At 59.0% G+C, this 18,632-nt stretch carries 20 protein-coding genes; 18 read left to right on the forward strand and 2 right to left on the reverse strand.

What is annotated here, in order from left to right:
- Positions 1 to 25: 25 nt before the first annotated feature.
- A complete protein-coding gene (locus tag BM069_RS01410; protein ID WP_093319348.1) occupies positions 26 to 997 on the forward strand; it encodes a capsular polysaccharide export protein, LipB/KpsS family in 972 nt (323 codons plus the stop codon).
- A gap of 9 nt (positions 998 to 1,006) precedes the next feature.
- Positions 1,007 to 1,969 carry a Gfo/Idh/MocA family protein gene (locus BM069_RS01415; RefSeq protein ID WP_093319351.1) on the forward strand — a complete coding sequence of 321 codons (963 nt, stop codon included), beginning with the start codon at positions 1,007 to 1,009 and terminating at the stop codon, positions 1,967 to 1,969.
- A 17-nt stretch (positions 1,970 to 1,986) separates the two neighbouring features.
- On the opposite strand, the gene BM069_RS01420 is transcribed toward BM069_RS01415, so the two are convergent.
- Entirely contained in the window at positions 1,987 to 3,159 is a 1,173-nt protein-coding gene (locus BM069_RS01420; protein ID WP_093319352.1) for a dipeptidase, read from the reverse strand.
- A gap of 136 nt (positions 3,160 to 3,295) precedes the next feature.
- Between BM069_RS01420 and BM069_RS01425 the strand changes: the two genes are divergently transcribed.
- The 3 genes from BM069_RS01425 to BM069_RS01435 all read left to right on the forward strand — a co-directional run bounded on the left by BM069_RS01425 (position 3,296) and on the right by BM069_RS01435 (position 4,553).
- Entirely contained in the window at positions 3,296 to 3,565 is a 270-nt protein-coding gene (locus BM069_RS01425) for a DksA/TraR family C4-type zinc finger protein (protein ID WP_093319355.1), read from the forward strand.
- A complete protein-coding gene (locus BM069_RS01430) occupies positions 3,562 to 4,044 on the forward strand; it encodes a flavodoxin family protein (RefSeq protein ID WP_093319357.1) in 483 nt (160 codons plus the stop codon). Before BM069_RS01425 ends, BM069_RS01430 begins: the two co-directional genes overlap by 4 nt.
- Positions 4,045 to 4,199: 155 nt before the next feature.
- Complete coding sequence (locus tag BM069_RS01435) at positions 4,200 to 4,553, forward strand: hypothetical protein (protein WP_093319360.1); 354 nt, start codon at positions 4,200 to 4,202, stop codon at positions 4,551 to 4,553.
- Between the two features lie 103 nt (positions 4,554 to 4,656).
- Here the strand turns inward: BM069_RS01435 and BM069_RS01440 are convergent, their stop codons facing one another.
- Positions 4,657 to 6,474: a M3 family oligoendopeptidase gene (locus BM069_RS01440; protein WP_093319362.1), complete on the reverse strand. Its 1,818-nt coding sequence runs from the start codon at positions 6,472 to 6,474 to the stop codon at positions 4,657 to 4,659.
- Positions 6,475 to 6,597: 123 nt separating this feature from the next.
- Here BM069_RS01440 and BM069_RS01445 point away from each other — a divergent pair, with 123 nt between their 5' ends.
- The 13 genes from BM069_RS01445 to BM069_RS01505 all read left to right on the forward strand — a co-directional run bounded on the left by BM069_RS01445 (position 6,598) and on the right by BM069_RS01505 (position 18,585).
- Positions 6,598 to 7,428 carry a fumarylacetoacetate hydrolase family protein gene (locus tag BM069_RS01445; RefSeq protein ID WP_093319365.1) on the forward strand — a complete coding sequence of 277 codons (831 nt, stop codon included), beginning with the start codon at positions 6,598 to 6,600 and terminating at the stop codon, positions 7,426 to 7,428.
- 159 nt (positions 7,429 to 7,587) lie between these two features.
- Positions 7,588 to 8,751, forward strand: coding sequence for an isovaleryl-CoA dehydrogenase (locus tag BM069_RS01450; RefSeq protein WP_093319367.1), 1,164 nt, complete (start codon positions 7,588 to 7,590; stop codon positions 8,749 to 8,751).
- Positions 8,752 to 8,829: 78 nt separating this feature from the next.
- Positions 8,830 to 9,333 carry a lysozyme inhibitor LprI family protein gene (locus BM069_RS01455; protein WP_093319370.1) on the forward strand — a complete coding sequence of 168 codons (504 nt, stop codon included), beginning with the start codon at positions 8,830 to 8,832 and terminating at the stop codon, positions 9,331 to 9,333.
- 4 nt (positions 9,334 to 9,337) lie between these two features.
- A complete protein-coding gene (locus BM069_RS01460; protein WP_093319372.1) occupies positions 9,338 to 9,814 on the forward strand; it encodes a lysozyme inhibitor LprI family protein in 477 nt (158 codons plus the stop codon).
- Positions 9,815 to 9,829: 15 nt separating this feature from the next.
- A complete protein-coding gene (locus BM069_RS01465; RefSeq protein WP_212611502.1) occupies positions 9,830 to 11,437 on the forward strand; it encodes a carboxyl transferase domain-containing protein in 1,608 nt (535 codons plus the stop codon).
- A gap of 81 nt (positions 11,438 to 11,518) precedes the next feature.
- Positions 11,519 to 13,471, forward strand: a complete 1,953-nt coding sequence (locus BM069_RS01470; protein ID WP_093319375.1) for an acetyl/propionyl/methylcrotonyl-CoA carboxylase subunit alpha — start codon at positions 11,519 to 11,521, stop codon at positions 13,469 to 13,471.
- Positions 13,471 to 14,133: a glutathione S-transferase family protein gene (locus BM069_RS01475; RefSeq protein ID WP_093319377.1), complete on the forward strand. Its 663-nt coding sequence runs from the start codon at positions 13,471 to 13,473 to the stop codon at positions 14,131 to 14,133. Before BM069_RS01470 ends, BM069_RS01475 begins: the two co-directional genes overlap by 1 nt.
- Positions 14,134 to 14,135: 2 nt before the next feature.
- Complete coding sequence (locus tag BM069_RS01480; RefSeq protein WP_093319380.1) at positions 14,136 to 14,993, forward strand: hydroxymethylglutaryl-CoA lyase; 858 nt, start codon at positions 14,136 to 14,138, stop codon at positions 14,991 to 14,993.
- Between the two features lie 4 nt (positions 14,994 to 14,997).
- Entirely contained in the window at positions 14,998 to 15,783 is a 786-nt protein-coding gene (locus BM069_RS01485; protein ID WP_093319382.1) for a crotonase/enoyl-CoA hydratase family protein, read from the forward strand.
- A gap of 371 nt (positions 15,784 to 16,154) precedes the next feature.
- Complete coding sequence (locus BM069_RS01490) at positions 16,155 to 16,520, forward strand: NADH-quinone oxidoreductase subunit A (protein WP_093319385.1); 366 nt, start codon at positions 16,155 to 16,157, stop codon at positions 16,518 to 16,520.
- A complete protein-coding gene (locus tag BM069_RS01495) occupies positions 16,511 to 17,044 on the forward strand; it encodes a NuoB/complex I 20 kDa subunit family protein (protein WP_170846646.1) in 534 nt (177 codons plus the stop codon). Before BM069_RS01490 ends, BM069_RS01495 begins: the two co-directional genes overlap by 10 nt.
- A 16-nt stretch (positions 17,045 to 17,060) precedes the next feature.
- The gene (locus tag BM069_RS01500) at positions 17,061 to 17,672 is read left to right on the forward strand and encodes an NADH-quinone oxidoreductase subunit C (RefSeq protein ID WP_093319387.1); all 612 of its coding nucleotides are present in this window, start codon (positions 17,061 to 17,063) and stop codon (positions 17,670 to 17,672) included.
- Positions 17,665 to 18,585, forward strand: coding sequence for a sulfotransferase family protein (locus BM069_RS01505; protein WP_170846647.1), 921 nt, complete (start codon positions 17,665 to 17,667; stop codon positions 18,583 to 18,585). The genes BM069_RS01500 and BM069_RS01505 overlap by 8 nt, the downstream gene beginning before the upstream one ends.
- Positions 18,586 to 18,632: the final 47 nt, after the last annotated feature.

Below are 18,632 nucleotides of genomic sequence, written 5' to 3' on the forward strand. Positions count from 1 at the left end.
AGAGGCTTTTTTATGGGCAAACGACATGGCTGATCGGGGTGTTGTGCTGCATCTGCCAGAAAGCTGGCTGGCACCGGACAGCGAGGCAATGCTGCCTTTTTACCAAAAACTGACAGCCGGTTTTGATGAAATCGGCGTCGCATGGCGCTTGCAGCCCATGGACCGCGCCAAAGCCGCCCAGCAAATCGAAGATGACGCGTGGTTCCACATCTTTAACCATGGCGAGGTGACACATGCGCGGGCGATGAACGCGGCCATCGCCTATGTTTATCCGTTTTGGCACCTAGATCCACAGGGCATCCGAGCGCGCTCTTCTGTGTCGGACATGACGTTTCGGGCGGGACAGATTGATACCGAGAAATCCCGCAAGTTTTTTGGCAAGCTGCGCCGCCGCTTGGTGGATGCGCGCACTTCGCGCTATGCCCAGCCACAAGAGCACATCTCCATGCCCGAGGATGCGGTTGCGGTGTTTTTTCAGGATGAAGAGCACCGCGTCACCGGCGAATCCGCCTATATGGATCGCTGGACCATGCTGGAAACTGTGCTGAAAAACTGGGACGGGTCGGTGGTGGTCAAACCCCACCCAAAAGACAGCGACCCGATGGTCGGGGACCGGCTTGAAGCGATGCAGAAGGTCTATCCTGATTTGCATGTCTCCACCGGCAACATCCACGATATTCTGGCGCAATGCCAACGGGTTGTGACGATCAACTCCGCCGTTGGCATAGAGGCGTATCTGCACCGAAAACCTGTGATCCTGTGTGGTCAGGCCGATTTTCATCACGTGGCGGATGTCGCCAAAACACCGGAGAAACTGGCTATTCTTCTGGAACAGGAGCCACGGGGGCGGGTCTATGCCAAATACCTGTATTGGTATTTCAGGCTGCAATGCCTGGACGCGAGCCGCCGTGAAAAAGTGATCGCGCGCCAAGTTGTGCGGCGAATGGCGGCACAGGGATATGACGTAAAGGGCGGCAAAAAGCTCGCCGCAGAGTAGGGACATACTGTGGATGTAGTCAGATGGGGTATTCTTGGCGCCTCAAATTTTGCCTTGGACAAAATGGGGCCGGCCATTCATGCCGCCAAAGACGCGACGCTGGCTGCTCTGGCGACATCAAGCCCAGAGAAAGCCGTTCCGTTTCAGTCGTTTGCACCTGACATTCGGGTGCATGACAGCTACGAGGCGCTTCTTGCGGATCCCGAAATCGACGCGGTGTACGTTCCGCTGCCCAATCATATGCATGTGGAGTGGTCCATCAAAGCGCTGAGCGCCGGCAAGGCGGTCCTGTGCGAAAAGCCGGTGGGCATGGATGTTGCGGAAATTGATCGGTTGATCGCTGCGCGAAACGCGTCCGGCCTGCTTTGTGCCGAAGCCTTTATGATCGTGCATCATCCCCAATGGCAACGCGCCAAAGCCCTGTTGGCGGACGGGGCGATCGGAACTCTGCGCCACGTAAACGCGGCGTTTTCCTTTTTTAACGATGACGCTGGCAATATCCGCAATCAGGCCTCCGCAGGTGGCGGTGGGCTGCGTGATATCGGCGTTTATGTGATGGGAGGCGCGCGCTACGCCACGGGACAAAACCCAGTGCGGCTGGATTATGCCCGTGCCGAGATACGTGACGGGATCGACCTTTTTGCAGACATGGGTTTTGCCTTTGAGGACTTCACCTTTCAGGCCTACACCTCGATCCGGATGGCCCCACGGCAAGAGGTGCATTTCCATGGCGAAAAGGCGGTGATGAGCCTGACTTGTCCCTTCAATGCCGGCATCTTTGATCAGGCCGAAATCCGCATCAGCGGCCCCGACAACACCGTCACAATCGAGCGGTTTCCGCGTGTGAACCAATATGTGACTCAGGTCGAGGCCTTTGGCCGGTCCTTGCGAGAGGGCACGCCGTTTGCGTGGACCCTCGAAGACGCGCGGGGCACCCAGAGCATGATGGATCAGGTGTTCGCGGCGGTCTAAACCGACGCTCACCTCGCCTAGTTCAACCGTGCGCGCAGCACGCGGATCATGTTGTCGCCCATGACCTTGCGAATTTGCACATCCGTCAAATCCTGCGCCATCAGCGCCTGCGTGAGCGCCGCCAGTTCCGCCGTGTCAAACCCCGTGGCAACCGACCCGTCGAAATCCGAGCCAAGTGACACATGGTCTTCGCCGACCACGTCAACCGCCGCACGGATGGTTTTGGCCACGCCCAGCGGGCTGTCATCACAGGTCACATCGGCCCAGTACCCGATGCCGATCACCCCGCCGGTGGCCGCAATCTCGCGCATCAAATCGTCTTGGAAATTGCGTTTTACAGGGCAATTTGAGTGGATACCGGTGTGGCTGACAATGAAGGGCATGTCGGTCATCGCCAACACATCGCGCACGACTTGCGGGCTGGAATGGGCCACATCAAGCACGAGGTTGCGCTCTTGAATGGCGGCCACGACCTCTCGGCCAAAGTCCGTCAAACCCTTGTTTCCAGAGCCGTGGAGCGACCCGCCCAAGGCATTGTCAAAGAAGTGCTGAAGCCCGATCACGCGATACCCCGCGTCCTGCAGGCCTTGCAGTTTGTCAAAATCGCCTTCCAGCGGATGCGCGCCTTCCACACCTAACAAGCCGCCGATCACCTGCTGGCCCGCCGCACGATCGTCAAGCAATTGATCCAACTCGGCGCGGGAGGTGACAACCCGCAACTGCCCGTCAGATTCCGCTGCGGCGTCATGCAGGCGCTGCGCCTGAAACAAAGCCCGCTCATAAAGCGATTCCCATGTGGCGACAGGCCAAAGCTGCCCAATAGCCAGCAGGGTGATGTTGTCCTGCGCGTCGGCCGAGTTTTCCTCGTAGTTCTGCCCCGCAGGTGATTTTGTGACCGCAGTGAAAACCTGTACCGCGACATTTCCATCCTGAAGGCGCGGCAGATCAACCTGACCGCGGCTTGCCCGCTTTAACGGATCGCGTTTCCACAACAAAGTGTCGGCATGCCAGTCGCCGACGATCAGGCTGTCGTGCAGGCTCTGGGCTTCGGGCCCGACCACAAAGGGATCATGGTCTGCCACCGCGTTGCGCGATTTTTCAACGTAGCCCGGTGCGAAAATGAAAAAGGCCGCCATCGCCAATACCAACAGCAGCAAAAGCCGCCCCATCCATTTGCCCAAAGTTCTCATGGTGTGTCCCTGCTTGTCCCGTTTTGGTTGTGCCAAACGGTAGGCGTACGGCGCGGTAAATCAAGGAAAACGTGGTGGACATTGAGTTCTGAGTGCGATGGTGCTTAGCTGGAAACCTGTCACAAGGAGGAGCGCCATGGCAGGCGGTTGGGCGCGCGACGGCGCGGTGAGCGAACAGATCGAAGCCAGCATCAATGACGAGTTGGCCCGCATGAAAGCACAAAAACAGCCCGTGGGCGAAAGTCTGAGGTTTTGCGCGGAATGTGAGGAAGAAATTCCCGAGGCACGGCGTCTGGCGCGTCCGGGTGTAAAGCTCTGCATCGACTGCCAGCAGGAGCGTGACGGCGCATTCAAGGCCCGCGCGGGCTTCAACCGGCGCGGCAGCAAGGACAGTCAGCTGAAATGAGCCTTTTGATCGTGTGGCATTCCCGCACCGGCGGCAGCCGCCAGATGGCGCAGGCCGCCTATGACGGTGCGGCTGGCGAAGGGCCGGTTGTGATGCTTTCGGCCGAGGAAGCGCGGCCGGAGGACTTGCTATCTGCGAGCGGCTATCTCTTTGTTGCGCCAGAGAATTTGGCATCGCTCTCGGGCATGATGAAGGAGTTCTTTGACCGGTGCTACTATCCGGTCCTTGGACAGCTCAATGGCCGCCCGTATGCGCAGATGATCTGCGCCGGATCGGACGGGTCCGGTGCCGTACGGCAGGTAGAACGGATTGCGACCGGCTGGCGCTTGAAAGAGGTCCATCCGCCAATCATCGTGAACACCCGAGCGCAGACCGAGAAACAGATTTTGGCTGCGAAATCCTTACGGGAGAGAGATCTGAAACCTTGCCGCGAACTCGGCGCCGCACTGGGGGCCGGGCTGGCGATGGGGATGTTTTAGCGGAGTTATTTTCACGTCTCCCTGACCTAAATGCCGTTTCTAAAAGCGGCTCAAAAGTACTGCTTAAACCGCGTTCTTGGCTGCCGATTTTGGAATTGGATTGTTCTGTGTAAGAGTGTTGCTCATCCATAAAGTGCATTCGGGAGGAATAACTTGTGGGCAAACTATTTCAAACTTTGGCCGCCGTCGCCGCGCTTCTTTTCGTGGGAGGCGTGTCCAGCGATGTCTACGCCAAGGATAAAGTCGGTAAAGGCGGCGGTGCAAAGGTTCAGGTCGATAAGAGCAAGGCCAAAAAGATCCCTCCTGGCCAAATCAAAAGATACACGCGAGGGGCGAAACTGCCCACGGATCTCAAGTGGAATGACATTGGCGATTTGTCAGGATGGAAGTTGAAACCTCCAGGTAAGGGCAATCGCTATATTCGCGTTGGAGACGATATTTTGGAAGTTTCCGACGACCTCACGACTGTGATTGACGCGGTAGGAATTGTCGGCGATCTCCAGAAATAGAAAAAGACGCCACCTGTCTTGAGGTGGCGCCTTTTTTCATGACTTGCGGCGGACCTTTTGTCGCCGAAAAGGGCAGTAGAGCCGCCCGGCTATTTTAGGCGGCTCACTCCATCGCTTCCAACTCGTCGATCATATCAGAAATCATCGACAAACCCTTGTCCCAGAATTTCGGGTCAGACGCGTCCAAGCCAAACGGTGCCAGCAACTCGGAATGGTGTTTCGACCCGCCCGCCTTGAGCATGTCGAAATACTTGTCCTCAAAGCCTTCGCCGCCTTCGGCATAGACCGCATAAAGCGCGTTCACCAAGCCGTCGCCAAAGGCATAGGCATAGACGTAGAACGGCGAATGCACGAAGTGCGGGATATAAGCCCAGAAGGTCTCATAGCCCTCCATATATTCAAACGCCTCACCAAGGCTTTCGGCCTGCACCGACATCCAAAGCGCGTTGATGTCCTCAGGCGTCAGCTCGCTTTCGCGCCGCGCGGCGTGCAGTTTGCATTCAAAGTCATAGAACGCGATCTGGCGCACAACCGTGTTGATCATGTCCTCAACCTTGCCCGCCAGCAGGATCTTGCGCTGCTCTTGGGTTTCGGCCTTGTCCAGCATCGCGCGGAAGGTCAGCATCTCGCCAAACACCGACGCCGTTTCCGCCAGTGTCAGCGGAGTGGACGAGAGCATCTCGCCCTGTTCTGCCGCTAAAACCTGATGCACGCCGTGGCCCAATTCATGCGCCAGCGTCATCACGTCACGCGGTTTGCCAAGATAGTTCAGCATCACATAGGGGTGCACATTGGTCACCGTCGGGTGCGCAAAAGCGCCCGGCGCCTTGCCCGGTTTCACACCCGCATCAATCCAGCCTTTGGTGAAAAACGGCTCGGCAATCTCGCCCATGCGTGGATCAAAGGCGTTGTAGGCGTCCATCACGGTCGCGCGCGCGGTCTCCCAGTCCACGGTGGTCGGGTCTTCCATTGGCAGCGGCGCGTTGCGGTCCCAGACCTGCATCACGTCCAGCCCCAGCCATTTGCGTTTCAGCTCGTAATAGCGGTGGCTCAGTTTCGGGTAAGCCGCAACCACAGCATCGCGCAGCGCTTCGACCACTTCGGGCTCCACATCGTTGGACAGGTGGCGACCGGCCTGTGCGCTTGGCATGTTGCGCCAGCGGTCGATCACCTCTTTCTCCTTGGCCGCGGTGTTGTGCACCCGGCTGAAAATCTTGACGTTCTCGCCCAGCACCCGCGCCACTTCACGCGCGGCGGCCTCACGTTTGCTGCGGTCCGGATCGGTCAGGAAGTTCAGCGTGCCTTCGATGTTAAGTTCCTCACCGTCGATATCAAAGGTCAGGCCGGCAATGGTCTCGTCAAACAGCCGCTCCCACGCGTCGCCCACAACGCCAAGGTCATGCAGAAACTTCTCCAACTCATCCGAAAGCTGATGCGGTTTCATTGCACGAATGCGGCGGAACACCGGCTCATACCGTGCCAGATCGGCGTTTTCTGCAAAGGCTGTGGTCAGCGCATCGTCTTCCAGACGGTTCAGCTCCAGCGTGAAAAAGACCAGAGGCGTGGAGAAATTTGTCAGCTTTTCCTGCATGTTGGCCATGAACTGCGCGCGCTCGGCGTCCGTGGTCAGCTGATAATACCGCAGACCTGCATAGGACATGATGCGTCCCGACACCTGCGAAATCTTCTCGTTGCGCTGCACGCATTCCAGCAAACCTGCAGCGTCCAGATCGGCGAGCTTGCCTTCATAGTCGCTGGCAAAAGCTGCACATTCGCCTTCAAGCCACTCAAGATCCTTCAGCAACTCGGGCGCATCGTCCCCGGCATAGAGATCGGACAGATCCCATTCGGGCAGATCACCAAATGCGCCTGAGGCGCCGCTGGCATTGGCATCAAAAACGGGGAAGGGCAGATTGAACATCGGACGTCCTTTGAAGGGGAAACTCATTTTCCAACAGATAGGCAGAGAGGGCAGGGAGCTTCAAGGGGCGGTTGCACCTCCCGTGTCAGTGGGTAGCATGGGGGCAAGAGAAAGAGAGGGATCATGCGGTATCTGAGATATGGCGATTTGGGGGCGGAAAAGCCTGGTGTTTTGGACAGTGAGGGCCGCATTCGTGACCTGAGCGGTGTGGTGGATGACCTGGCGGGTAACGTGCTGGCAAACCTGCCAAAGGTTGATCCCGAGACATTGCCGCTGGTGGACGATCACCCCCGTATCGGGGCGCCGGTGGGGCAGGTCGGCAAGCTGCTGTGTATCGGGCTGAACTACAGCGATCACGCCGAAGAGGCGGGTATGCCGATCCCCGAAGAGCCGATCCTTTTTATGAAGGCCACCAGCGCCATCGTCGGCCCCGACGATCCGGTGATCCTGCCGCGCGGCTCTGAGAAATCCGACTGGGAGGTCGAACTCGGTGTGGTGATCGGCAAGTCGGCCAAATACGTCGCTGAGGCAGACGCGCTTGATCATGTAGCGGGCTACTGTGTGGCCAACGACGTGTCCGAGCGCGCCTATCAGATTGAACGCGGCGGACAATGGACCAAAGGCAAGAGCTGTGACACGTTCGGCCCGCTTGGCCCATGGCTGGTAACACCGGATGAGGTGGCTGATCCACAAGACCTTGGGCTGCATCTCGACCTCAACGGAGAGCGGATGCAGACAGGTAGCACATCCTCGATGATCTTTGGTGTGGCCCATGTGATCAGCTACCTCAGCCATATGATGACCCTGCATCCCGGTGATGTGATTATCACTGGAACACCGCCGGGCGTGGGCATGGGCATGACGCCTCAGCGCTTTCTCAAAGCAGGCGATGTGATGGAATTGGGCATCGTTGGGCTGGGCAAACAACGCCAGCGCGTGATGCAGGACGGCTGATCCAAGTCACTGGGAAACAACAGGAAACGCGCAGGTTTGCCTGCGCGTTTCCTGTTTCTGCGTTTCTGCGGACCCCGCGTCAAAGCAAAACAGCTTGATCGAAAATCCGACTCGCTCTAATTATATGAACAACTGTTCAATAACCGGAGGAGCGGACAGATGTTCATGCACTCGATGAATTTCGACCTGGGCGAAGATATCAACGCGCTGCGCGAGATGGTGCACCGCTTTGCACAAGAGCGCATCAAACCGATGGCCGCTGAGATCGACCAGACAAACGAATTCCCGAACGAGCTTTGGAAAGAGTTCGGCGAGTTGGGCCTTTTGGGCGTGACCGTGCCCGAGGAATTCGGCGGCGCGGATATGTCTTATCTGGCGCATGTGATCGTCTGCGAAGAAATCGCGCGGGCGTCGGCCTCTGTGGCTCTGTCCTACGGCGCGCATTCCAACCTCTGCGTCAACCAGATCAAACTGAACGGCAATCAGGCGCAGAAAGAGAAATACCTGCCGCGCCTTTTGTCCGGTGAACATGTCGGCGCTCTGGCGATGTCCGAGCCCTCTGCCGGCTCCGACGTTGTGTCGATGAAACTGCGGGCCGAAAAGAAAAACGACCGCTTTGTTTTGAACGGCAACAAATACTGGATCACCAACGGCCCTGATGCGGACACTCTGGTGGTGTACGCCAAAACCGATATGGACGCAGGCTCCCGTGGCATCACCGCCTTCCTCATCGAAAAAGAGATGAAGGGCTTCTCCACCAGCCCCCACTTTGACAAGCTGGGCATGCGCGGTTCCAACACTGCCGAACTGATCTTTGAAGACGTCGAAGTGCCGTTTGAGAACATCCTTGGCGAAGAGGGCAACGGCGTCGCCGTTCTCATGTCCGGTCTGGACTATGAGCGTGTGGTTCTGGCGGGTCTCGGCACTGGGATCATGGCCGCCTGTCTGGATGAGGTCATGCCCTACATGGTGGAGCGCAAGCAGTTCGGCCAGCCAATCGGAAACTTCCAACTGATGCAGGCGAAGATCGCCGACATGTACACCGCAATGAACTCTGCGCGTGCCTATGTCTATGAATGCGCCAAGGCTTGTGACAACGGTCAGATCACCCGTCAGGACGCCGCTGCCTGCTGTCTTTATGCATCCGAGGTCGCCATGACCCAGGCCCATCAGGCGGTGCAGGCATTCGGTGGCGCGGGCTATCTGTCGGACAACCCTGTTGGCCGTATCTTCCGCGATGCCAAGCTGATGGAAATCGGCGCAGGCACCTCAGAAATCCGTCGTATGCTGATCGGTCGTGAACTGATGGGCGCGCAAAGCTGAGGATGAATTGGTTTTGAGGGTAGGGGCGCGCGCTCCGCGCCGCTAAGCTGCCCTCAAAATCGATTTGGAGACTTTGGTATGTGGAAATTTTTGACAGCATCGGTGTTTGCAGCGGTAGGGGCGACAGCCTCGGCGCAAGAGGTGACGTTCTCGATGGACGCCACGCTGAATTGCCTGTCCACACTGTCCGAAAACCAAAGTCCGCGCAGTTGTATCAGCCATTCTGCCAACGCCTGCATGGAAGACACGCCAGGCGGCTGGTCAACGGTCGGCATGGGGGCTTGCCTGAACAAGGAATACGAATACTGGGATGCTCGGCTGAACACCGCCTACATCCATGTGCGCGACATGCGCCGCAAAACGGACAAGGAACTGGCTGACATCGGCTCTTCTGCGCCCAAACAGGCCGATGCTTTATTGGCTATGCAACGTGCGTGGATCGCTTACCGCGATGCCTCTTGCGCCTATGAACGCTCTCACTGGGGCGGCGGAACCGGCGGCGGTCCGGCGACGCTCAGTTGTTTGGTTTATCTGACCGCAGAACAAGCGCTATACCTCGAAGCTGACTCAATTGTGGAGTAAACTGATGCGCCTTTTTGCCTTTCTTCCAGCCCTCGTTCTGAGCACCGCCGCTTTTGCGCAGGACAATTTTTCTCCCGCCGAAACCGAGGCCTGTCTTGCCGGTGTTGATCGGAAAACCGACAAACGCGTCTGCGTTGGAGCCTCCGCCCGCGCTTGTGCGCAAGACAGCGAAGAGGCCACCTGCATGGCTTCTGAGATCGCCTATTGGGACACGCGGTTGACGGTGGCTTTTGCGCTGGTGCTTGATCGGGCCAAGGGCAAAGACGACGACGCGGTTCACATGAGCATGCAGCCCCGCGATCAGGCCGGTGCGCTATTGAAAGCGCAGGACAGCTGGAAGCAGTACCGCGCCGACACCTGTGCCTTTGAGCAAACCCTTTGGGTCACAGGCCAACCCGATGCACCCGAAGTGCAATCCTGTCACCTCTATCTGACCGCAGAACAGGTCTTTTACCTCGAAGCTGTGGCTTTGATTGAATAAGAAACGGAACCTACGATGAGCAAACTTCAGTCCAAGGTCATGACCGGCTCTGATGATTTCGCCGCCAACCGTGCGGCGCATCTGGAGATGATCGAGACCGTGCGCGAGGCCGCACAAAGCGCGGCACAAGGCGGCGGGGAGAAATCCCGCGCCCGCCACCTCAGCCGGGGCAAAATGTTGCCGCGCGATCGTGTGGCTGGTTTGCTTGATCCGGGATCACCCTTTCTCGAAGTGGGCTCCACGGCCGCGCACGGCATGTACGACGGAGCCGCCCCTTGTGCGGGGGCAGTGGCCGGCATCGGTCAGGTTCATGGCCAAGAGGTCATGGTGGTTTGCAACGACGCCACCGTTAAAGGCGGCACCTACTATCCAATGACGGTGAAAAAGCACCTGCGCGCACAGGAGATCGCCGAGCAGAACAATCTGCCGTGTGTCTACCTTGTGGACAGCGGTGGCGCGAACCTGCCGCAGCAGGACGAGGTTTTTCCGGATCGCGACCACTTTGGCCGCATCTTCTTTAACCAGGCCAACATGTCCGCCAAAGGCATCCCGCAGATCGCCGTGGTCATGGGATCCTGTACCGCCGGCGGCGCCTATGTACCTGCCATGTCAGACGTGACCATCATCGTCAAAGAACAGGGCACCATTTTCCTTGCGGGTCCACCTCTGGTGAAAGCCGCGACCGGTGAAGTTGTGTCAGCCGAAGACCTCGGCGGCGGCGACGTCCACACGCGCCTCTCCGGCGTGGCCGACTATCTGGCCGATGATGACGCCCATGCGCTCGCTTTGGCCCGCGACGCACTGCGCCACCTGAACCGCACCAAACCCACAACGGTTGACTGGCAAACGCCTGAAGAGCCTGCCTACGATCCCGAAGAAATCCTCGGCGTGGTCCCCGGCGGCCTGCGCACGCCTTATGACATTCGCGAGGTCATCGCGCGTGTTGTGGACGGCTCACGCTTTGACGAGTTTAAGAAACGCTTCGGCGAAACGCTGGTCTGTGGCTTTGCCCACGTCAAAGGCTGCCCCGTCGGCATCATCGCCAACAACGGCGTGCTCTATTCCGAAAGCGCTGCCAAAGGCGCGCATTTTGTTGAGCTTTGCTCGCAACGCGGCATCCCGCTGGTGTTCCTGCAAAACATCACCGGCTTTATGGTCGGCCGCAAATACGAGGCCGAAGGCATCGCGCGCCACGGCGCCAAGATGGTTACCGCCGTGGCAACCACCAAAGTGCCAAAAATCACCATGCTGGTCGGCGGCTCCTTTGGCGCTGGCAACTACGGCATGGCCGGTCGCGCCTACAGCCCGCGTTTCTTGTGGACGTGGCCCAACTCCCGCATCTCGGTGATGGGCGGCGAACAGGCGGCAGGCGTTCTCGCCACCGTGAAACGCGACTCTATTGAGCGCCAAGGCGGGGAATGGTCGGCTGATGAAGAGGCCGCCTTCAAACAGCCCACGCTTGATATGTTCGAGGAACAAAGCCACCCGCTTTATGCCTCCGCCCGCCTGTGGGATGACGGCATTGTCGATCCGCGCAAAACCCGCGACGTGCTGCACCTGAGCCTGTCGGCAAGTCTCAACGCACCAATCGAGGAGACCAAATTCGGCGTGTTCCGGATGTGATCTTCTTTCTTGCAAAAATACTCCCGGGGGTCCGGGGGCAGGCAGCCCCCGCACCGACGCTTCAACAAAAGGACGCACCCGATGTTTGAAAAAATCCTAATCGCCAACCGCGGTGAAATTGCCTGTCGCGTGATCGAAAGCGCCCGCGAGATGGGTGTCAAAACCGTCGCGGTTTACTCCGACGCAGACGCGACCGCCAAACACGTGGCTCTGGCCGATCAGGCCGTGCACATCGGTGGCGCGGCACCTGCGGACAGTTACCTCAAAGGCGACGTGATCATCCGGGCCGCGCTGGACACCGGCGCGCAGGGTATCCATCCGGGTTACGGCTTCCTGTCGGAAAACCCCGAGTTTGTTGAGGCTGTCGAGGCCGCAGGTTTGACCTTCATCGGCCCCTCCGCCAAAGCCATTCGCGCCATGGGGCTCAAGGACGCGGCCAAGGTCCTGATGGAAGAGGCCAATGTGCCGGTCGTGCCAGGCTATCACGGCGAAAACCAAGACGGCGCGTTCCTCGCAGAGCAGGCCGAGAAAATCGGCTATCCCGTGCTGATCAAAGCCGTTGCAGGTGGTGGCGGCAAAGGCATGCGCCTTGTTGAAGCCCCTGCGGATTTCGACGATGCACTTGCCAGCGCTCAGGGCGAGGCGACCACAGCTTTTGGCAACCCTGATGTTCTGATCGAGAAATACGTCACCAGCCCGCGCCATATCGAGGTTCAGGTCTTTGGCGACGGCACCAACGCCGTGCATCTGTTTGAGCGCGACTGCTCCCTGCAACGTCGCCACCAGAAGGTCATCGAAGAAGCGCCAGCCCCCGGCATGACCGCCGAGATGCGCGCCGCCATGGGCGACGCCGCGGTGCGTGCAGCGGAGGCGATCAACTACAAAGGTGCAGGCACCATCGAATTCATCGTGGACGGCTCCGACGGGCTGCGCACTGATGGGTTCTGGTTCATGGAAATGAACACCCGCCTGCAGGTGGAGCATCCCGTGACCGAAGCCATCACCGGCGTTGATCTGGTTGAATGGCAACTGCGCGTGGCCTCCGGTGAAACCCTGCCCAAACAGCAGGACGAGTTGACCATCACCGGCCACGCCTTTGAGGCGCGTATCTATGCCGAAGACGTGCCCAAAGGCTTCCTGCCTGCCACCGGTACGCTTTCGCATCTCGAATTTCCCGCTCAGGCCCGCATCGACAGCGGCGTCCGTGACGGGGACACGATCAGCCCCTGGTACGACCCTATGATTGCCAAGCTGATCGTGCACGGACCCACCCGCGAGGTGGCGCTCAAGCAACTGGAGCGCGCCCTTCGGTTTACCGATATCGGCGGCACCGTGACCAACGTGAGCTTCCTCGCGCTGCTGGCCGCTCAACCAGACTTCGTCGCAGGTGATGTGGACACCGGCCTGATTGAACGCCACATCGACGCGCTCGCCGCACAGCCCGTGGCCTGCACCAAGGCACGCTCGGTGGCGGCGCTGACCGCGATGGGCCTGATGGAGATGGTCAACGGCGCGCCCAAGCCCATTCTGGTGCTCTGGTCGCCGATGACCCATGTGATCGACCTCACGCACAATGAGGAGGCCATCACCGCACGCGTCACCGTACATGACACCGCCGATTTCACCGTCGATCTTGGTGAGGCGCAGCATCACGTCACCTACAAGGGCGGCGCATGGTGGGTCGACACCACCAAAGTGCTCGCCCGCACCGCCCGCAACGGCGATGAGCTGACCGTGTTCTGGGGCAACGGCTACCGCTTCCATGTGGTTGACCCGCTGGTGCGTGAAGACGCCGAAGGGGCAGGCGGCAACGTGATCGCGGCCCCCATGCCGGGGCTGGTGAAGGCCGTCTTTGCCGAAGCGGGCCAAGTGGTGTCCAAAGGCGACCGCCTTGCCATTCTGGAGGCCATGAAAATGGAGCATTCTCTGTTGGCGCCGCGTGACGGTGTGGTGGCAGAGGTGCTGACATCCGAGGCGGCACAGGTCGAAGACGGCGCGGCCCTGATCCGCCTTGAGGACGAGGAGGAGGCCTGATGGCCACTCTTCATTCCATCGCAGGCAGCCGGTCCTTTCGGGTGAACTGGCTGCTGCATGAACTTGGGGTGCCGGTGGGAATCGTGCCATACGCGATCACCGACGGCTCTTTGCAAAGTCCTGAATTCAAGACCAAAAGCCCCGCTCGCCGCGTGCCCGCGCTCGAAATTGACGGGCGTGTGCTCTATGAGAGCGGCGCGATTGTGCAATACCTGTGCGAAACCCGCTCCGGCCACACGTTGATGCCCGCGATCGACAGCGCCGAGCGTGCCGACTGGCTGCAATGGCTGCATTATGCGGAAACGCTTGGGGCAGGAATTCAGAACCTCAACATGCAGCACCTTTTTCTGCCGAAGGACTGGATGAAATCGCCGACCGTGATGGGGATCGAAACCAAACGTCTGGCGATTGCCCTCAAGGCTGTCGAGGCGGCGTTGCAAGACGGACGCGACCATCTTCTCACCAGCGGGTTTTCGGCCGCAGACGTCATGATGGGCTTCACGCTCGAAAGCGCATCGCGCTATGTGCGGTTTGATGGCTTCCCCATGACCGCAGCCTATCTTGCTCGTCTGAAGGCCCGCGAGGCCTATCAGGCCGCAGAAGCCGCCGAAGGTCCGCAGCAATTTTACACCCAAGACTTTTACGACCTGCCGGAGGGCTGAGCATGTCCGAATATGTCGAAATCTTCGAGATGGGCCCGCGCGACGGGCTGCAAAACGAAAAACGCCAGATCCCCACAGCCGAGAAAATCGGGCTTGTGGATTGCCTGAGCCAGGCCGGTTTTAAACGCATCGAGGTCGCCAGTTTCGTCAGCCCCAAATGGGTGCCGCAAATGGCCGACAGCGGCGACGTGCTGGCGGGCATCACCCGCGCCAACGGCGTCAGCTATGCCGCCCTGACCCCCAACATGCGCGGCTTTGACGGGGCGGTGGCGGCCAAGGCCGACGAGATCGCGATTTTCGGCTCAGCCAGCGAAGGGTTTTCCAAAGCCAATATCAACGCCACGATTGCAGAAAGCCTTGAGCGTTTTGTGCCAATCATGGAGGCGGCCAAATCCATCAGCCTGCCGGTGCGCGGCTATGTCAGCTGCGTCACGGACTGTCCCTACGACGGACCAACTCCGCCCGAAAAAGTCGCCGAGGTCGCCAAACATCTGTTCGACGCCGGCTGCTATGAAATCAGTCTTGGCGACACCATCGGGCAGGGGACGCCGGAAACCATCACCGCGATGCTTAGGGCGGTGTTGGATGTGGTGCCTGCCGACAAGCTCGCAGGCCACTATCACGACACCGCTGGCCGGGCTTTGGCGAACATCGAAGCCTCGCTCGCCCTTGGCGTGCGGGTGTTTGACGCCGCTGTTGGCGGCCTTGGCGGCTGCCCCTATGCACCGGGGGCCAAAGGCAACGTCGCGACCGAAGCAGTGAACGCGCGGCTGGTTGAACTGGGCTATGACACTGGCCTGAACACAGAAATTCTGACGCAGGCCGCAGAGATGGCGCGATCCATGCGCGTAGAAGGATAAGACCATGTTTGAAGCCCTGAGCATTGATACAGACGCGCGCGGCGTGGCGACCCTGACGCTGAACCGTCCGGAAAAACACAACGCCATGTCCGGCGCGATGATTGCCGAACTCAAGCAGGCTGCCGAACAACTGGGCATGGACGAAACCGTACGCGTTGTGGTGCTGACGGGCGCTGGCAAAAGCTTTTGCGCGGGCGGCGATCTTGGCTGGATGCAGGCCCAGATGGCGGCCGATAGCGAAACCCGCTTTGTGGAGGCCCGCAAACTGGCCGAAGCGCTTCAGGCGCTCAACACAATGCCCAAGCCGCTGATCGGCAAATTGCAGGGCAACGCTTTTGGTGGCGGTGTTGGCATGGCGTCCGTATGCGATGTGGCCATAGGCGTCGACACCCTGACCATGGGCCTCACCGAGACCAAACTCGGCCTGATCCCCGCCACCATCGGCCCTTATGTGCTGTCGCGTATGGGGGAGGCCATGGCGCGGCGCGTCTTTATGTCGGCGCGCCTGTTCAAGGCGCCCGAGGCGGTGACACTGGGCCTACTGGCCAAGGCTGTGCCTGCTGAGGACCTCGACGCGGCGGTCGAAGCGGAAGTCATGCCTTACCTCGCCTGCGCACCGCAAGCCGTGGCGCGGGCCAAGGCACTGACCCGCGCGCTGGGTCCGATCATCGACGACGCCGTCATCGACCACACCATTGGCGAACTGGTCGCTTGCTGGGAAGGGCAGGAAGCCAAAGACGGCATCGGTGCTTTCTTTGCCAAAGAAAAGGCCCCATGGGTCAAAGGCTAAGCCAGCCAATCGCGCTTCGGAAAGCGGGTCGGGCCAAGAGGTCTGGCCCGTTTTTGCGCGGCACGCACGGCTCCGGTCGGAACAGCGGGCGGGATAACTGATGGAATCTCTTGGGAAAGCCAACTGTGGAATCAATGGACACATTGACCCGGCTTCAAGAGACACGCACAAAAAAAACCGACAAAAGGCGTGGTACACATTCATATACAATGAGCCAAAACACCTGAAAAATAAGCAAAAACGCCGGTTTCGCAGGCAAAGCTGCGACACCCGTACTTATTGACCCCGACAAGGCCCGCAGGTAAACCGCTCAAAGACCTACTACAGCCAGCTGACTGCCCCGACTTGCGGGTGCATGAAAGGAGCTACCATTGGAAGAGATGCTTCGGGAGTACTTCCCCATTATCATCTTCTTGGCCGTCGCAATCGCACTAGGCCTTGTTTTCATCCTCGCCGCAGTTGTTTTGGCCGTACGCAATCCCGATCCTGAAAAGGTGAGTGCGTACGAATGTGGTTTCAATGCTTTTGACGATGCGCGGATGAAATTTGACGTCAGGTTCTACCTCGTCTCCATCCTGTTCATCATTTTCGACCTCGAAATTGCCTTCCTGTTCCCATGGGCCGTAGGGTTCAAGGACATTTCCATGGTAGGCTTTTGGTCGATGATGGTCTTCCTCGCGGTTCTGACCATCGGCTTTGCCTATGAATGGAAGAAGGGAGCTCTGGAATGGGAGTGATGACAGGCGCGAACACCGCAGGTGTTGATCGTGAAGTGGTCACTCAGGCCATCAATACAGAGCTTCAGGACAAAGGCTTTCTGCTGACCAATGCAGAAGACCTGATCAATTGGGGCCGCACCGGCTCGCTGCACTGGATGACCTTTGGTCTGGCCTGCTGCGCGGTTGAGATGATGCACACCTCCATGCCGCGCTATGACGCCGAGCGTTTCGGTATTGCCCCGCGCGCTTCCCCGCGTCAGTCCGACGTGATGATCGTGGCCGGCACCCTGACCAACAAAATGGCGCCTGCGCTGCGCAAAGTTTATGACCAGATGCCCGAGCCGCGTTATGTGATCTCCATGGGGTCCTGCGCCAACGGCGGTGGTTACTACCACTACAGCTACTCCGTGGTGCGCGGCTGTGACCGCATCGTGCCTGTCGACATCTACGTGCCAGGCTGCCCTCCGACGGCTGAGGCGCTGCTTTACGGTCTGTTGCAGTTGCAGCGCAAAATCCGCCGCACCGGCACCATTGAACGCTAACGGGGGCGATTGAGACATGAGTGACGCACTGAACGAACTCGGCGCCCATATCGAACTTAAGCGCCCGGACTGTGTTTTGTCGTGGGATGTGGCCTTTGGCGAGCTGAACATCGACGTGACGCCCGCCAATATCGCGGGCTTCATCGAGTTTCTGAAATCGGACGCCAACTGCCGTTTCTCCACGCTGGTGGATGTGACGGCGGTGGACTACCCCGAGCGCGCGAAACGCTTTGACGTGGTTTATCACCTGCTCAGCATGTACCAAAACCAGCGCGTGCGCCTGCGTGTGGCTGTGCGCGAGGACGAGATGGTCCCGTCGATCACCGAGGTTCACCCCTCTGCCAACTGGTTTGAGCGCGAAGTTTTCGACATGTTCGGCATTATCTTCTCCGACCATCCGGATCTGCGCCGCTTGCTGACGGACTATGGCTTCCGCGGCCACCCGCTGCGCAAGGATTTCCCGACAACGGGTTACACCGAAGTGCGTTATGATGAGGCGCAGAAGCGCGTGGTTTATGAACCTGTGCAACTGACGCAGGACTACCGCCAGTTTGATTTCATGTCGCCTTGGGAGGGTGCCAACTACATCCTGCCCGGGGATGAAAAGTCAGGGGACGGCAATGCCTGACACCCCGACTTGGTTCTTCTGCATTGGGGCGCAAAAAGCCGGGACAACCTGGCTTTATGACTACTGTGCAAAACATCCAGAAATTCATGTGCCCTCTGTGAAAGAGGTGCACTATTTCAACGTTTTGCACGACCCGAAACAGACCGGATTTGCCAAGAACCGCCGGCGGTCTCTGGACGCCGCGGAATCCCGCCCTCTGGGTGCGCTGATGGCCAATACGTTTCGAACCAAGCAACCCGGAGATGACGGGTCCAAAAAAGCGCTGCGCGCACTGGTGGCCATGCACGAGGACTCCTCGCAAAACCACTCCGCCTATCAGCAGCTTGTCACCGCAGGTCGCAAGGACGAGCCCGTGGTTGCCGATATCACCCCGTGCTACAGCGTGCTGAAACAAGCGGCTTTTGCCGATATGGCGTCTTTGCCTGGCAAGCCGAAGTTCCTGTTTATCATGCGCGATCCGATCGAACGAACATGGTCTGCGATCAAAATGCACCGCCAGTTCCTCAAGTCGCAAAAACAGATCGAGCGTACTGAGATGGAACTGGTTGATCTGTTGGTTGACGGGCGTCAAAGCCACATTATGCAGCGCTCGATGTATCAACGAACCCTGCACAATCTGCGGTGTGCCGTGCCCGACGATCAGGTTCTTGTCCTGTTTTACGAAGATCTGTTCACCGACGCCTCTATGAAGCGTCTATGTGATTTTCTCGGGGTGTCGTTTGTGTCTGGCGACTACGCTGCGCGCATCCGCAAGGGCAAGGCCGAGACCATCCCGACCGAAGCCTTTGACAAACTCGCCACTCTCTTCCGCAAGGTCTATGAGAAGGTTGCGGAAAACTATAGGGACCGTTTGCCAGCCAACTGGCACACGGATCTGGTACTTGAACAACAATCGCTGAGGGCTGTGTCATGATCAAAGCCAAGCGAAGACTGACGGTCGCTGCCGCACATGGCGTGCAA

This window comes from Shimia haliotis (assembly GCF_900114415.1).
Lineage (GTDB): Bacteria > Pseudomonadota > Alphaproteobacteria > Rhodobacterales > Rhodobacteraceae > Shimia > Shimia haliotis.

Excerpts from the sequence above, each read along its gene's own strand:
- BM069_RS01480 (WP_093319380.1), top strand. The coding sequence starts at position 14,136 with ATGTCCGAATATGTCGAAATCTTCGAGATGGGCCCGCGCGACGGGCTG.
- BM069_RS01460 (WP_093319372.1), top strand. The coding sequence starts at position 9,338 with ATGCGCCTTTTTGCCTTTCTTCCAGCCCTCGTTCTGAGCACCGCCGCT.
- BM069_RS01500 (WP_093319387.1), top strand. The coding sequence starts at position 17,061 with ATGAGTGACGCACTGAACGAACTCGGCGCCCATATCGAACTTAAGCGC.
- BM069_RS01485 (WP_093319382.1), top strand. The coding sequence starts at position 14,998 with ATGTTTGAAGCCCTGAGCATTGATACAGACGCGCGCGGCGTGGCGACC.
- BM069_RS01410 (WP_093319348.1), top strand. The coding sequence starts at position 26 with ATGGCTGATCGGGGTGTTGTGCTGCATCTGCCAGAAAGCTGGCTGGCA.
- BM069_RS01495 (WP_170846646.1), top strand. The coding sequence starts at position 16,511 with ATGGGAGTGATGACAGGCGCGAACACCGCAGGTGTTGATCGTGAAGTG.
- BM069_RS01440 (WP_093319362.1), bottom strand. The coding sequence starts at position 6,474 with ATGTTCAATCTGCCCTTCCCCGTTTTTGATGCCAATGCCAGCGGCGCC.
- BM069_RS01420 (WP_093319352.1), bottom strand. The coding sequence starts at position 3,159 with ATGAGAACTTTGGGCAAATGGATGGGGCGGCTTTTGCTGCTGTTGGTA.
- BM069_RS01445 (WP_093319365.1), top strand. The coding sequence starts at position 6,598 with ATGCGGTATCTGAGATATGGCGATTTGGGGGCGGAAAAGCCTGGTGTT.
- BM069_RS01455 (WP_093319370.1), top strand. The coding sequence starts at position 8,830 with ATGTGGAAATTTTTGACAGCATCGGTGTTTGCAGCGGTAGGGGCGACA.
- BM069_RS01450 (WP_093319367.1), top strand. The coding sequence starts at position 7,588 with ATGTTCATGCACTCGATGAATTTCGACCTGGGCGAAGATATCAACGCG.
- BM069_RS01505 (WP_170846647.1), top strand. The coding sequence starts at position 17,665 with ATGCCTGACACCCCGACTTGGTTCTTCTGCATTGGGGCGCAAAAAGCC.
- BM069_RS01465 (WP_212611502.1), top strand. The coding sequence starts at position 9,830 with ATGAGCAAACTTCAGTCCAAGGTCATGACCGGCTCTGATGATTTCGCC.
- BM069_RS01425 (WP_093319355.1), top strand. The coding sequence starts at position 3,296 with ATGGCAGGCGGTTGGGCGCGCGACGGCGCGGTGAGCGAACAGATCGAA.
- BM069_RS01430 (WP_093319357.1), top strand. The coding sequence starts at position 3,562 with ATGAGCCTTTTGATCGTGTGGCATTCCCGCACCGGCGGCAGCCGCCAG.
- BM069_RS01475 (WP_093319377.1), top strand. The coding sequence starts at position 13,471 with ATGGCCACTCTTCATTCCATCGCAGGCAGCCGGTCCTTTCGGGTGAAC.
- BM069_RS01470 (WP_093319375.1), top strand. The coding sequence starts at position 11,519 with ATGTTTGAAAAAATCCTAATCGCCAACCGCGGTGAAATTGCCTGTCGC.